14 protein-coding genes are annotated in these 12,543 nt (G+C 62.8%); 4 read left to right on the top strand and 10 right to left on the bottom strand.

Features of this window, described 5'->3' with window-relative positions:
• Positions 1-9: 9 nt before the first annotated feature.
• Both AWB75_RS07155 and AWB75_RS07150 read right to left on the bottom strand, forming a co-directional pair.
• On the bottom strand, positions 10-1,101 hold the full coding sequence (locus AWB75_RS07155) for an HlyD family secretion protein (protein ID WP_061123392.1): 1,092 nt from the start codon (positions 1,099-1,101) through the stop codon (positions 10-12).
• Between the two features lie 170 nt (positions 1,102-1,271).
• On the bottom strand, positions 1,272-2,213 hold the full coding sequence (locus AWB75_RS07150; RefSeq protein ID WP_061123391.1) for a LysR family transcriptional regulator: 942 nt from the start codon (positions 2,211-2,213) through the stop codon (positions 1,272-1,274).
• Between the two features lie 181 nt (positions 2,214-2,394).
• On the opposite strand from AWB75_RS07150, the gene AWB75_RS07145 reads away from it, so the two are divergent.
• On the top strand, positions 2,395-2,931 hold the full coding sequence (locus tag AWB75_RS07145) for a carboxymuconolactone decarboxylase family protein (protein ID WP_061123390.1): 537 nt from the start codon (positions 2,395-2,397) through the stop codon (positions 2,929-2,931).
• On the opposite strand, the gene AWB75_RS07140 is transcribed toward AWB75_RS07145, so the two are convergent.
• The 3 genes from AWB75_RS07140 to AWB75_RS07130 form a co-directional block, all read right to left on the bottom strand.
• A complete protein-coding gene (locus AWB75_RS07140) occupies positions 2,928-3,701 on the bottom strand; it encodes a slipin family protein (RefSeq protein WP_061123389.1) in 774 nt (257 codons plus the stop codon). The two genes, AWB75_RS07145 and AWB75_RS07140, sit on opposite strands and share 4 nt — an antisense overlap.
• A 3-nt stretch (positions 3,702-3,704) precedes the next feature.
• Positions 3,705-5,117, bottom strand: coding sequence for an NfeD family protein (locus AWB75_RS07135; RefSeq protein ID WP_061123388.1), 1,413 nt, complete (start codon positions 5,115-5,117; stop codon positions 3,705-3,707).
• A gap of 74 nt (positions 5,118-5,191) precedes the next feature.
• Complete coding sequence (locus AWB75_RS07130; RefSeq protein ID WP_061123387.1) at positions 5,192-5,671, bottom strand: hypothetical protein; 480 nt, start codon at positions 5,669-5,671, stop codon at positions 5,192-5,194.
• Between the two features lie 130 nt (positions 5,672-5,801).
• On the opposite strand from AWB75_RS07130, the gene AWB75_RS07125 reads away from it, so the two are divergent.
• From AWB75_RS07125 to AWB75_RS07115, 3 genes are all read left to right on the top strand, one after another.
• On the top strand, positions 5,802-6,221 hold the full coding sequence (locus AWB75_RS07125; RefSeq protein ID WP_061123386.1) for a secondary thiamine-phosphate synthase enzyme YjbQ: 420 nt from the start codon (positions 5,802-5,804) through the stop codon (positions 6,219-6,221).
• A gap of 39 nt (positions 6,222-6,260) precedes the next feature.
• Positions 6,261-7,535, top strand: coding sequence for an aspartate carbamoyltransferase (locus AWB75_RS07120; RefSeq protein ID WP_268807816.1), 1,275 nt, complete (start codon positions 6,261-6,263; stop codon positions 7,533-7,535).
• 93 nt (positions 7,536-7,628) lie between these two features.
• Positions 7,629-7,961 (top strand): hypothetical protein, encoded by a 333-nt coding sequence (locus AWB75_RS07115; protein WP_061123384.1) that lies wholly within the window; start codon positions 7,629-7,631, stop codon positions 7,959-7,961.
• A gap of 4 nt (positions 7,962-7,965) precedes the next feature.
• On the opposite strand, the gene AWB75_RS07110 is transcribed toward AWB75_RS07115, so the two are convergent.
• From AWB75_RS07110 to AWB75_RS07090, 5 genes are all read right to left on the bottom strand, one after another.
• The gene (locus AWB75_RS07110) at positions 7,966-8,148 is read right to left on the bottom strand and encodes a hypothetical protein (RefSeq protein WP_061123383.1); all 183 of its coding nucleotides are present in this window, start codon (positions 8,146-8,148) and stop codon (positions 7,966-7,968) included.
• Positions 8,138-8,407: a BrnT family toxin gene (locus AWB75_RS07105; RefSeq protein WP_061123382.1), complete on the bottom strand. Its 270-nt coding sequence runs from the start codon at positions 8,405-8,407 to the stop codon at positions 8,138-8,140. Before AWB75_RS07105 ends, AWB75_RS07110 begins: the two co-directional genes overlap by 11 nt.
• Before the next feature lie 106 nt (positions 8,408-8,513).
• Positions 8,514-9,284 carry a CDP-diacylglycerol diphosphatase gene (locus AWB75_RS07100; protein ID WP_061123576.1) on the bottom strand — a complete coding sequence of 257 codons (771 nt, stop codon included), beginning with the start codon at positions 9,282-9,284 and terminating at the stop codon, positions 8,514-8,516.
• 127 nt (positions 9,285-9,411) lie between these two features.
• Entirely contained in the window at positions 9,412-10,875 is a 1,464-nt protein-coding gene (gene hydA / locus AWB75_RS07095; protein WP_061123381.1) for a dihydropyrimidinase, read from the bottom strand.
• A gap of 172 nt (positions 10,876-11,047) precedes the next feature.
• Positions 11,048-12,535: an NCS1 family nucleobase:cation symporter-1 gene (locus AWB75_RS07090; RefSeq protein WP_061123380.1), complete on the bottom strand. Its 1,488-nt coding sequence runs from the start codon at positions 12,533-12,535 to the stop codon at positions 11,048-11,050.
• Between the last annotated feature and the right edge of the window lie 8 nt (positions 12,536-12,543).

The following is a 12,543-nucleotide window of genomic DNA, read 5'->3' as shown; positions in this document are numbered from 1 at the left end:
GCGCGCTCCTCAGCCGTTCGCCTGCTTGCGCAGATGCACCTTGACCGTCGCCGAAAGACCGGGACGCAGCACCGACTCCATGCCCTTCGGCACATCGAGGCGAATGCGCACGGGCACGCGCTGCACGATCTTCGTGAAGTTGCCGGTCGCGTTCTCGGCGGGCAGCACGCTGAAGGTCGCGCCGGTCGCGGGCGCGAGACTTTCGACGTGGCCCGTGAGCGGCACGCTCGACGCATCGAGCTCGACATCGGCTTCGTCGCCGGCGCGCATCTTCTTCAACTGATCTTCCTTGAAGTTCGCATCGATCCAGAGTCCCGTCGACGGGATGATCGTCAAGAGCGACGTACCGCCGTTCGCGAGCACGCCCACGCGCGCCGTGCGATTGCCGACGTAGCCGTCGACGGGCGAGCGGATCGTCGTGTACTCGACGTTCAGCTCCGCGACGCGACGCGCGGCTTCGGCGGTCGCGACACGCGCCTGCGCATCCGCGATCTGCGCTTCGATCACGCTCAACTGACGCTTCGCCGCGACGAGCGACGCGCCGCTGCGATCCACCGCCGCCTGCGCTTTCGTGTAGTCCGCGTCCGCACGTTCGACGATCTGGTTCGACACCGCGTCGTCCTTCACGAGCTCGCGATAGCGCACGCGATCCTGGCCGCTTCGTGTGAGTTCCGCCGACGACGCGCGCACTTCCGCCTGCTGCTGATTGATGACGGCCGCCTGCAACGCATCCTTCGCCTGCCACTCGGCCACCGCCGCACGTGCGCTCGACACTTCCGCGTTCGCCTGCGCGAGACGCGCGTCGTAGTCGCGCGCGTCGAGGCGAATCAACACCTGGCCCGCCTTCACGGGCTGGTTGTCCTGCACGAGCACATCGGTGACGAAGCCGTTGACCTTCGGCGCGAGCACGGTGACATCGCCGCCGATATAGGCGTCGTCCGTGGTCTGCACGAAGCGCAGCACGAGCGCCCAATACGTGACCGCAGCGATCAGCGCGAGCCCGACCAGCCCGAGCGAGAGCAGCATCCAGGGAATCCGTCGCGCCGGTCTCACGAGAGCCGGCGCCGCCACCGAGGGCATTTCCGTCGTAGGAGTCGTCATTTATCTTTTGTGCATATGCACATATGAATATGGAAAAAGGCAACTTGCGCTGCCCGTCATAGCCCGGAAGACTAGTTGTGCATATGCACCATGTCAACCGTCACGGCGCACACGAGAGAATGACGCTGGCGGAAAGAATCGCGCTCGGCCTTGCCGGATAAGGCTCTGGCTCAGTCTTGCTGCATCGCGGCGAGCGGCGGTTCGTCGAGCGTGGTGCTTTCATCAGCGCAAAAACGCACCGCATGATCGACGAACGCGCGCACCTTCGCCGGCAACAGCGCCCGCGAACTGTAGGCGATACGGATCTCGATCGCGGCATCGACGCGCTCATAAGCGTCGAGCAGCGTAAGAAGCCGCCCTTCCGCGAGTTCGCGTTCGACGAGCGCCGCCGGCAGCACGCCGATGCCGAAGCCTTGCAACGCCATGTCGCGATTGAACACCGCGCTGTTCGACGAGATGTCGTGATTCACCGGCACCCGAACCTCCTCGCCGCCGATGCGAAACGTCAGCACCGGCTTGCGGATCGAGGGCGACATCGGCACGAACTGATGATCGACGAGTTCGGACGGATGGCGCGGCGCGGGATGTTGCGCGAGATACGCGGGACTTGCGACCAGCACGAGCGGAATCGTTTCGAGCAGACGCGTGACGGCCGTATCGGTGGACAGCATGAAGGGCAGCACGAGCGCGAGATCGTAGCCTTCGCCAACGAGATCGACCGGCCGCTCGGTCAGCGTGACATCGAGACCGACGTGCGGATGCGCGCGCCTGAAGCTCGCGACGAGCGGCGTGTAGCGGCTCGTCATCGCGGTGGTGTGCGCGACGAGCCGCAGGAGGCCCGTCGCTTCGCTCGCACGATGCGACGCGCGCTCTTCCATCGCCTGAAGGTCGTCGAGCACGCGCGAGCAATCGGCAAAGAAGCGCTCGGCGGTTTCGGTGAGCGAGATTTGCCGCGTCGTGCGATTGAAGAGCCGGCTGCCGAGCCGCGTTTCGAGTCCCGCGATCGCGCGCGATACGACCGGCGGCGACAAGCCGAGTATGTCGGCCGCACGCGAGAAGCTCTTCGCTTCGACCACCGTGCAGAACACCTTCAGGCTCGTCAGATAATCCATATGCGTTTATATCGCGCGATGCGTGCGGGAAGTCCCGATGATGGCACGAAGCCGCCGCATTCGCACGATGAGACGATCGCGCGGTTTTACGAGCCGCGCGAGCATTCACGCGGAAGACGCACGCGCCTAAAGTTCAACCCATGCCAGCGAGACGGCTAACCACTGAACCCAGGAGCACACCATGTCACGTCTTTCCCAGATCAACGTCAACGAAGCCACGGGCGTCACCGCCGATCTTTTCGCGGCGATCAAGAAGGCCGCGGGCAAGGTGCCGAACGCGTATGCGACCATCGGCACGCATAGCCCCGCCGCGCTCGGCGCCGCGCTCAACGGCGACGCGATCCTCGCGAAGAGCAGTCTCGACAAGGCCGATGTCGAAGCGATCAAGCTGGCCGTGAGCGAACTCGTGGGCTGTGATTACTGTGCCGCCGCGCATACGCTCGTCGGCAAGATGGTCGGGCTCTCGCAACAGGAAACGCAGCAGATCCGTGCGGGCGAAGCGACCGGCAATGCGAAGCGCGACGCACTCGTGCGCTTCGTGCGGCACGTCACGGGAACGACCGGCACCGTCGACGCGGCGCGTCTGAATGAAGTGCGCGAAGCGGGCTACTCGGAAGCGCAAGTGATCGACACGCTGTTCGCGATGAGCGTCATCAACTTCACGAACCTCGTGAACCGCGTGAACGATACGACGCTCGATTTTCCGAAGCTCGTTTAAGCCTTCGCCGGGCCTTTGATGATCCGGTCGATGACGGTGCTCACGATATCGACCGGCACCGGAAAGACGATCGTCGAGTTCTTGTCGCCGGCGATCGTCGTCAGGGTTTGCAGATAGCGCAACTGCATCGCCTGCGGTTGCTGCGAGAGCATCTGCGCGGCTTGCAGCAGCTTTTCGGACGCCTGCAACTCGCCTTCCGCATGAATGATCTTCGCGCGCCGCTCGCGCTCCGCTTCGGCCTGGCGGGCGATCGCGCGGATCATCGTCTCGTTGATATCGACGTCCTTGATCTCCACGTTCGATACCTTGATGCCCCACGCGTCGGTTTGCGAATCGAGCACGCGCTGGATGTCGCTGTTCAGGCGCTCGCGCTCGGAAAGCAGTTCGTCCAGCTCGTGCTTGCCGAGAATCGCGCGCAACGTGGTCTGCGAAAGCTGGCTCGTCGCTTCGAGAAAGCGCGCGACCTGAATCACCGCCCGCTCCGGATCGACGACGCGAAAGTACACGACCGCATTCACCTTCACCGATACGTTGTCGCGCGTGATGACGTCCTGCGGCGGCACGTCGAACACGACGGTGCGCAGGTCCATCCGCACGACCTGCTGCACGATCGGAATAATAAGCACGAGCCCCGGTCCCTTCACTTTCCAGAAGCGTCCGAGCATGAACACGACGCCGCGTTCGTACTCGCGAAATATGCGCACCGCCGACGCCACGATGAAGATGACGAGCGCGATCAGAATGCCGCTGAAACCAAAAGTAAGCCCCATTTTTCAAGCCTCGTTGTGGATGTGTTCAGAAGTCTCACGCGCTTCGTCGATCGGCTCGACGGTCAGCGTCAGTCCATGACGCGAAAGCACGCGCACGCGCGCGCCTTCTTGCGGTAACGCCCGGAGCGCTGCCGCCTGCACGCGCCACCGTTCGCCCCGCACGCGCGCCCAGGCGCTGTCGCCGATGTTGCTCTCGTGCGCCAGCATCACGCCGATGCTGCCGAGCATCGCTTCGCTGCCGCTCACGACGGGACGCTTGCGCGCCTTCAATGCGACGCCCGACACGGTGAATACGAATAGCGCGGTGAAAAGCGCGAGTCCGATGACGACGCCGACGGGCACGCCGAAGCCCGGCACATCGGTGTCGATCAGCATGAGCGCGCCGATTGCGAACGCGATGACCCCGCCGATGCCGAGCGAGCCGAACGTCGGCAGAAACATTTCCGCGACGAGAAAGCCCAGGCCGAGCACGATCAATCCCAGTCCGACGAAATTGATCGGCAGGAGTTGCAGCGCGAACAATCCGACGAGCAGGCAGATCGCGCCCGCGACGCCCGGCAACACCATGCCGGGGTTGGCGAATTCGAAGAAGAGGCCATACATGCCGATCATCATCAGAATCAGCGCGACGCTCGGGTCCGTGATCGTCGCGAGAAAGCGGCTGCGCCAGTCGGGCTGCAGCACGACGAGCGGCGCGTTTTTCGTCGCGAGCACGTGCGCGCCGCTTGCCGTCGTGACGTGACGGCCGTCGAGTTTGACGAGGAGATCGGGCACGTCGGTGGCGGTCAGGTCGATGACTTTCTGCTCCAGCGCTTCGGTCGCCGACAGCGCGACCGCTTCGCGCACCGCGCGCTCGCCCCATTGCACGTTGCGCCCGCGCAGTTGCGCGAGGCCGCGGATATAAGCGGCGGCGTCCTGCATCTGTTTGCGGGTTTCGGTCGATTGTGTGTCCGTGGCCGAGGCTGACTTGCCTTCGCGATCCGCGCCGCCCCCGATCCCTAACTGCACCGGCGATGCCGCGCCGATATTCGTGCCGGGCGCCATCGCCGCGATGTGGCTCGCGTAGGTGATGTAGGTGCCTGCGCTCGCGGCGCGCGCACCGCTCGGCGCGATGAACACGGCCACCGGCACCGGCGAAGCGAGCATCGCCTGGATGATCGAGCGCATCGAGAGATCGAGTCCGCCCGGTGTGTCGAGTTCGAGCACGGCGAGCTGCGCGTGCTCGTCGGCGGCGCGGGCGAGCGAGCGCACGACGAAATCCGCGCTCGCCGGGCCGATCGCGCCCTTCAGCGGAATCACGACGACCGGGGCCGTCCCAGCGGCGGCGGCGGCGCTCATCGGCGTGAATGCGCACGCCATCAGCAAGAACACGCATCGGACGCAAAGCCACAGCCAGTCAGCGAGGTTCGTTCTCATCGGTGAAAACCGCCGGCGCGCACGCCGCGGTTCCTCGTGTTCGGTCTCTCTTTCAGCTTAGGCCAATTACGGGATCACGGCCGCCGCGTCGTGCGGTCGATGACCTTTTCGACATCGGCCGTCTCGCCGAGCGCGGAGACGAAGCGCGCGGTGTCGAAATCGCGCGATACGCAGCCGTCGAGATAGATGAAGCGGCGTTGCAGCGTAAGCCACAGGCTCGTTTTCTCGCGCCATTGCAGCGACGCGTTCAGCGAATTGAGCCGCCGCGTCACGCTTTGCGCGATTTCCTTGTCGTACTCGTAGCTGTTCGACAGGCGGCAGCGGCCCGCGATCCAGCAGCTATTGCCGCGCTCGATGCGGTAATGCGTTTCGTCGAGCCACTCCTGCTCCGTTTCGAACGGGCCGCGTGGCGCGGGGCAATCGGCAATGGCGCTCGATACGCGCAGGAAGGGATCGTCGCCGCGGTTTTCGCGCGTATCGTCGGCGTGAGCCGCGAACGAGAGCGCGATGACGATCACGGCTGCGGATATTCTTATCGAAAGCCTTTCGGTCATCGGGCGCGCCTCTCGTCGAACCGTCGTGCAGACAGGATAGTTCATCGAACCGTAACGGATCAGCGCGCGGGGAAGCCGGTAAACTCATGAAAGCGGCGCCCACTTTTCCCGGAACACGACCGAGACCGACATGAAACAGGCACTCCACCATCTGACGGTCGCGACAGGCTCGCGCGGCCTGCACGAAGTCACCCGCGACATAGATCACTGGATCGATCTTCAAAATATCCGCACCGGCCTGCTCACGCTTTTTTGCCGGCATACATCGGCATCGCTGCTGATTCAGGAGAACGCGGACCCCGATGTGCGCGCCGATCTCGAACGCTATTTCGAGTCGGTCGCGCCGGAAGCGCCCGGCCGTTACGTGCACGACACCGAAGGCCCCGACGACATGCCCGCGCACCTGCGCACCGCGCTGACGACCGTCCAGCTTTCGATCCCGGTCGAAGCCGGCCGGATGGTGCTCGGCACGTGGCAGGGCATTTACGTCTTCGAGCATCGGACGGCGTCACATCAGCGCGAACTGGTCTTGCATCTGATCGGCGAGTGACCTAGTATACGCGCCGCGTATATCCCGAGAGCGGCGCCAGTGAGCCAACAGCAGACCATTCTTCGCGACGCCATGCGGCGTCTGAACATGACCCGCGACGTGTTCGCGTCGCGCATCGGCGTGTCGCGGCGGGCGCTCGATACCTGGCTTTTGCCGGACGAATCGCCGGAATCGCGCGCGATGCCGGAAATCGCCGCGCGATACATCGGCGAGATTCTTTCGGGCATGCCGGAAAGCGGTACATATACGCAAAGCGTAGCTCCGGCTATCGATTTCGAAGGCCGGCCGCAACTGCTGTCGATCGACCAGTTTTCGCGCGAGTCAGCCGAGGCGCTGTTCCGGACGGCCGACATGATGCAGCCCATCGCGCGGCGCAAGAAGATCACGCGCGTGCTCGAAGGCGCGGTGCTCGCCAATCTGTTCTTCGAAGCCAGCACGCGCACCCGCGTGAGTTTCGGCGCGGCTTTCGCGCGGCTCGGCGGGTCGGTGTGCGACACGACGGGCTTCACCTTTTCTTCGATGGCGAAGGGCGAGTCGATCTACGACACGAGCCGCGTGATCAGCGGCTATGCCGACGCGATCGTCGTGCGGCATCCGGAGCAAGGCTCGGTCGCCGAGTTCGCGCGCGCGACGAACATTCCCGTCATCAACGCCGGCGACGGCCCCGGCGAGCATCCAAGCCAGGCGCTGCTCGATCTCTACACGATTCAGCGCGAGTTCTCGCGTCTTGGAAAGATCGTCGATGACGCGCACATCGCGATGGTCGGCGATCTAAAATACGGCCGCACCGTGCATTCGCTCGCGAAGCTGCTTTCGCAGTACAAGGGGCTCAAGTTCACGCTGGTGTCGCCGCGTTCGCTGGAGATGCCGGCGCATATCATCGAGCGGATCGGACGCGGCGATCACGTGATCGCGCAGACGAGCGACCTGCGCGCGGGTCTCGCGGGCGCGGACGTGGTGTACGCCACGCGCATTCAAAAAGAGCGTTTCGCCGACGAGTCGATCGAAGGCTATACGCCGGATTTCCAGATCAATCAGGCGCTCGTCGACGATGTGTGCGGCCGCGACACGCTGATCATGCATCCACTGCCGCGCGACAGCCGCCCCGGCGCGAACGATCTCGCCACCGACCTGAATCACGACTCGCGTCTTGCGATCTTCCGCCAGACGGACAATGGCATCGCGGTGCGCATGGCGATTTTCGCGGTGCTGCTGGGCGTCGAGCATCAGGTGCGCCATTCGATGCGCGACGCGGCGTGGAAGTCACCCGCCTCGATCGGCCCTGACGATGCCGTATTTCACGGCTTTGATTGATACGTTTTTTACACGTCGCGCTTATTTCTTGGCGTGACGTTGATGAAAGCCGGCCTATGCTTCTAGACAAGGAAAACGAATGGAGCAACGGTCATGGATATGTCGCTTGCATGGGCTGCCAGCCGCAGAAAATTACACGATGAAGGGTTCGGCGCATGCCAGCGCGTGCGCATTCTGGCGCTGGCGCGTTTCATCGACAGCGACGCGTCAAGGGAACGCATTCGCGCGTTGTTTCATTCGCCGCTCGGCATCTATGTGAGCCAGGCGCAACGTGAAGGCTGCGAACTGCGGCTCGAGTTCGACACGGCCAGCGAGGATCTTGCATTTACCCTACGGACGTTGAAGCGCGTGCTGCCCGAAGCACGCGTGGAAGGAATCGCGCCGCGCGTGTTTGCACATCGGGTGATTACGCGCGACGCGGGCTGACAGTTCATGCTGCGGGGGGGTTAAGTGCCTTCAGCCGTTCACGTTCATATTCTTCGAAGGGTTTCATCCGCTTGAAGTCTTCCTCGGTAAGCTCGTAGGTATCAGGGTCCAGCGCAATGCCGCGGTTGATTTCTTCATCCTCCTCGTCCGTGGGAAGGATGAACCCGTTAATCGTTTCATGTTGCATGTCGACGTACCTCTCTTTTGTTTGCGCGGCGCAGGCTGATGATGCGCCTCGCGTTGTTTCTCCACGTGAATACCACGCAGAACATGCGTCCACGAATTGGCACGAAGCCAACTTCGCGAACCTCTCCATAGTCGCGACGATCGTCCACTTCCAGTACGACATTGCTCCAAACGACCTCGCTCGCGAGCTCGAACGAAACGCCATGCTGAAGACGATTGATCGCGTCCTTCAACGGGTCAAACGTGATGTCGAAGTACATTCATTGTGGTTCCCAGAAGATGAAGTGACAAGGCGCGAAATTCCGAAATGCGATCTCATTAATCCGCATTCCGAATCAATCGCGTCACTTCATTCTTCTGCAACCGTCACGGCTTTTCTATAGACCGATCGGCCAACGAGCACGTGTGATCCTGAAGCTCTTCCGACGATGCCCAGTTGCCCGGCTGCACATGATCGTTGAGCAGAAAGAACGCCGGCGCCCCGTCGCTGCGCGTGGCGCCCGCGAGAAACAACGTCTGCTCGCCCATCGTCTGACCGCGGCTCGCGGCGTAGGGCGCGACGAGCTTGAAGGGATCGGTATACGCGAGATCGGCGTCGTCGATACGAATCGCGCTGTACACATGCCCGCGCAAGCGCACCGGCAGCGGCGCCCAGCTCGTGCCGATCGTCGGCCCGAGTTCGCGAAGCGTCTGCGCGACATCGTGCGCGAGGCAATCAATATGAATGTGCAGTTGATTCTGCGTGCGCCCGCTCGCGGAATTGATCGCGAGCGACATCTCATCGCGCGGCAGCGTGCGATGCAGCGCGCGGTTCACATAGCCGCGCGCGTTCCAGGCGTCGCGGAAGTAGTTCGGCGCGTTCGGCTCGAGCAATTCAGGGCTTTCGATGCCGCTCACGCGCGCGGTCGGAATCAGCAGATATTGTGCGACGCCGACGATATCCTTCAGCACCGCATAGCCGCCCGCAAGATTCACGTCGGCGCACTTTTGCTGAACGTGCGCGCCCTCGGCCGCGGGCTCGCAATAGTCGTGGACGATCTCCCATAACGCATTCGGGTTGGCCGCGCACGCGAGCGGCAGAAAAAGCGCGCCAAGCGCGGCGAGGAAGCGGCGATTCTTCGTGGTTTTGATTTTCATCGGCATGATCCGGCGGCGCAAAAGTCATCAGCCTGCCGGATTATGCTTGCAAGCGCGTGAAAGCGCTCCGGAATGCGGCCAAGCCCCGCGCCGCACCTGCACGCGAGGCCTGGCCGTCGAACGCGAATCAGGCCGATTCGGCGCGATTCACCGGATGCGGTTCCTTCAGCTTGTTCGCGACGCGCGCCGCCTCAAAGTAGGACGCATTCGGTGGGCGCTTCAGATACTGCCCCGCGCCACGCTCCGCCCGCAAATCGCCGTTCGCCCACGCGAGCGCGCCGCGCGTGAGCGTGTGCGTCGCGACGCCCTGCACCGTCATGCCCTCGAAGACGTTGAAATCGACCTTCTGATGATGCGTCTTTACGGAAATCGTGCGCGTCGCATCCGGATCCCACACGACGAGGTCCGCATCCGCGCCCACCTGCACCGCGCCCTTTCGCGGATAGAGGTTGAAGATCTGCGCGGCGTTCGTCGACGTCACGCGCACGAACTCGTTCGGCGTGAGACGGCCCATGTTCACGCCGTGATGCCACAGCACCGACATGCGATCTTCCACGCCGCCGCAGCCGTTCGGGATGCGGGTGAAGTCTTCGCGGCCCATCGCCTTTTGCGACGCGCAGAACACGCAATGATCGGTCGCCGTCGTATGGAGTTGCCCTGACTGCAAGCCGCGCCACAATGCCTCCCGGTGTTCGCTCGTGCGGAACGGCGGACTCATCACGTGCGCGGCGGCCCGTGTCCAGTCGGGATCGCGATACACCGATTCATCGATCACGAGATGGCCCGGCAGCACTTCGCCGAACACGCGCAGTCCGTCGTTGCGCGCCTTCGCGATGACGTCGACGGCATCTTTCGCCGACACGTGCACGATGTAGATCGGCACGCCGAGCACCTGAGCGATGCGGATCGCGCGATTGGCCGCCTCGCCTTCCACTTCGGGCGGACGCGACAACGGATGCGCCTCCGGTCCCGTGAAGCCTTTCGCAAGAAGTTGCTTTTGTAACTGAAAGACGAGCTCGCCGTTTTCCGCGTGCACGGTCGGCAGCGCGCCGAGTTCGAGCGAGCGCGTGAAGCTGTTCACGAGTACTTCGTCGTCGGCCATGATGGCGTTTTTATACGCCATGAAATGCTTGAAGCTCGATACGCCGTGTTCGTGGACTAGCAGGCCCATGTCGCGATGCACGGACTCGTCCCACCACGTCACTGCTACGTGAAAGCCGTAATCGGACGATGCTTTTTCCGCCCAGCCGCGCCACGCTTTGAATGCGTCCATCAAGGGCTGCTTCGGGCTCGGAATCACGAAGTCGATGATGCTCGTTGTGCCGCCCGACAGGCCCGCTGCGGTGCCGGTGTAGAAGTCGTCGCTGGCGGTGGTGCCCATGAAGGGCAGCTCCATGTGAGTGTGTGGATCGATGCCGCCAGGCATGATGTACTGGCCGCCGGCGTCGATGGTTTTGGTGTCCGATGGCGTTTCTATGTCGGTGCCGATGGCCAGGATGGTGCCGCCTGCCTGTGGGTCGGCGCAGAGCACGTCGGCGCGATAGGTGCGGTCAGCGTCGATGATGGTGCCGCCGCGGATCAAGGTTGGCATTTTGGGGTTCCTCCAGAGGGGGTGTAGTTGGCGTGTTTGTTTGTTTGCTTGTTTGCTTGCTTGGGCTTCTATGGAATCCTGTTTTCACGTCGGTCTATTTGCTCCGCCCCGCGCAGGCAACGCCAATAAACCGACACGAAAACAGGATTCCCCGAAACCCCTGAAACCCACCTCAGGCACTCAAAACCCCCGCCCGAGGGCTACCGCGTAGCTTCATCCAAGACCCATAAACGACAGCGGCCAACACGAGCCCGACAAACCACGCATACGTATAAAGCGTGTTAAAGAACCCCGGCACCCCTGGAAAGGAAGAAGGAAACGCCGTATGCAGAAACCCCGGCAAATTCGGCACTACGCCAATCAACAATGCAACGACAGCCGCAATATTCCACCCACCGTTATACGAATACTCGCCGTCTTCGGCAAAAAGCTCCCGATGATCGAGCCGCGTCCCGCGAATCAGAAAGTAGTCCACCATCATGATCCCCGCCACCGGCCCGAGCAGCGCCGAATACCCGACGAGCCACGTAAAGATATACCCCTGCGTGGTCGCGAGAATCTTCCACGGCATCATGACAATGGCGATCGTCGCCGTAATCATGCCGCCCGCACGATACGAAATCCCCTTCGGCCAAAGGCTCGAAAAATCATAAGCAGGCCCAACGAGATTCGCAGCAAGATTGCAGCACATGGTATCGAGCGTGAGAATCAAAAGCGCAACGCCCACGCCGATGCCCGTCATACGGCTAGTGAGATCAATCGGATCCCAGATCGCCTTGCCATAGATGACGACAGTCGCCGACGTCACCACAACCGAAATCACGGAAAGCAAGGCCATCGGCACCGGCAAGCCGATCGACTGTCCGATCATCTGGTCACGCTGCGATCGGGCGAAGCGCGTGAAGTCTGGAATGTTGAGCGCAAGCGTCGCCCAAAAGCCGACCATCGCGGTGAGACCGGGCCAGAACGTCGCCCAGAAAAGCCCTTCCTTCTTGCCGCCCGCAACGAACTGCGACGGCGCGGAGAGCATCGAGCCGATGCCGCCGGCCGTTGTCGTCGCCCACCAGACAAGCGCGATGCACATCACGACCTTGACCGGCGCGGACCAGCTTTCGAGCCAGCGGATCGAATCCGTGCCGTGCCAGATGAAGTAGAGCTGCAACGCCCAGAACACGAGAAAGCATGCGAGTTGCCCGAGCGAAATATCGAGCAACGGCAGCGCCGCGCCGTGCAACGCATTGCCGGTGAGGATATTCAGGAGCGTATAGATCGCGCTGCCGCCCAGCCACGTCTGAATGCCGTACCAGCCACATGCGACGATCGCGCGCAACAACGCCGGCAGCTTCGCACCCTGCGTGCCGAACGAAGAACGCACGAGCACAGCATACGGAATGCCGTGCTTCGCGCCCGCATGCCCGATCAGAAGCATCGGCACGAGCACGATCACGTTGCCGAGCAGCACCGTCATCACCGCCTGCCACGGCGACATGCCCTGGTCGGTCAGACCCGCGGCCAGCATGTACGACGCGATGTTCATCACCATGCCGACCCATAGCGCCGCGAAGTGATACCACTTCCACGTGCGTTGCGCCGGGCCGGTCGGCGCGAGGTCATCGTTATAGAGGCTGCTGGACTCGACATCGTGCGCTGGCTGCTTCATGGATTGCA

The organism is Caballeronia catudaia, assembly GCF_001544755.2.
Classification (GTDB): Bacteria; Pseudomonadota; Gammaproteobacteria; order Burkholderiales; family Burkholderiaceae; genus Caballeronia; species Caballeronia catudaia.
Note: the sequence above shows the minus strand (reverse complement) of the source record. Positions and strands in the feature narration are given on the sequence as shown.

What these genes read in the sequence shown, in the direction of transcription:
- AWB75_RS07155 (WP_061123392.1), bottom strand. Translation starts at nt 1,101, where the DNA reads ATGACGACTCCTACGACGGAAATGCCCTCGGTGGCGGCGCCGGCTCTC.
- AWB75_RS07115 (WP_061123384.1), top strand. Translation starts at nt 7,629, where the DNA reads ATGGATATGTCGCTTGCATGGGCTGCCAGCCGCAGAAAATTACACGAT.
- AWB75_RS07110 (WP_061123383.1), bottom strand. Translation starts at nt 8,148, where the DNA reads ATGCAACATGAAACGATTAACGGGTTCATCCTTCCCACGGACGAGGAG.
- AWB75_RS07105 (WP_061123382.1), bottom strand. Translation starts at nt 8,407, where the DNA reads ATGTACTTCGACATCACGTTTGACCCGTTGAAGGACGCGATCAATCGT.
- AWB75_RS07100 (WP_061123576.1), bottom strand. Translation starts at nt 9,284, where the DNA reads ATGAAAATCAAAACCACGAAGAATCGCCGCTTCCTCGCCGCGCTTGGC.
- AWB75_RS07090 (WP_061123380.1), bottom strand. Translation starts at nt 12,535, where the DNA reads ATGAAGCAGCCAGCGCACGATGTCGAGTCCAGCAGCCTCTATAACGAT.
- AWB75_RS07130 (WP_061123387.1), bottom strand. Translation starts at nt 5,671, where the DNA reads ATGACCGAAAGGCTTTCGATAAGAATATCCGCAGCCGTGATCGTCATC.
- hydA (WP_061123381.1), bottom strand. Translation starts at nt 10,875, where the DNA reads ATGCCAACCTTGATCCGCGGCGGCACCATCATCGACGCTGACCGCACC.
- AWB75_RS07150 (WP_061123391.1), bottom strand. Translation starts at nt 2,213, where the DNA reads ATGGATTATCTGACGAGCCTGAAGGTGTTCTGCACGGTGGTCGAAGCG.
- AWB75_RS07135 (WP_061123388.1), bottom strand. Translation starts at nt 5,117, where the DNA reads ATGAGAACGAACCTCGCTGACTGGCTGTGGCTTTGCGTCCGATGCGTG.
- AWB75_RS07125 (WP_061123386.1), top strand. Translation starts at nt 5,802, where the DNA reads ATGAAACAGGCACTCCACCATCTGACGGTCGCGACAGGCTCGCGCGGC.
- AWB75_RS07145 (WP_061123390.1), top strand. Translation starts at nt 2,395, where the DNA reads ATGTCACGTCTTTCCCAGATCAACGTCAACGAAGCCACGGGCGTCACC.
- AWB75_RS07140 (WP_061123389.1), bottom strand. Translation starts at nt 3,701, where the DNA reads ATGGGGCTTACTTTTGGTTTCAGCGGCATTCTGATCGCGCTCGTCATC.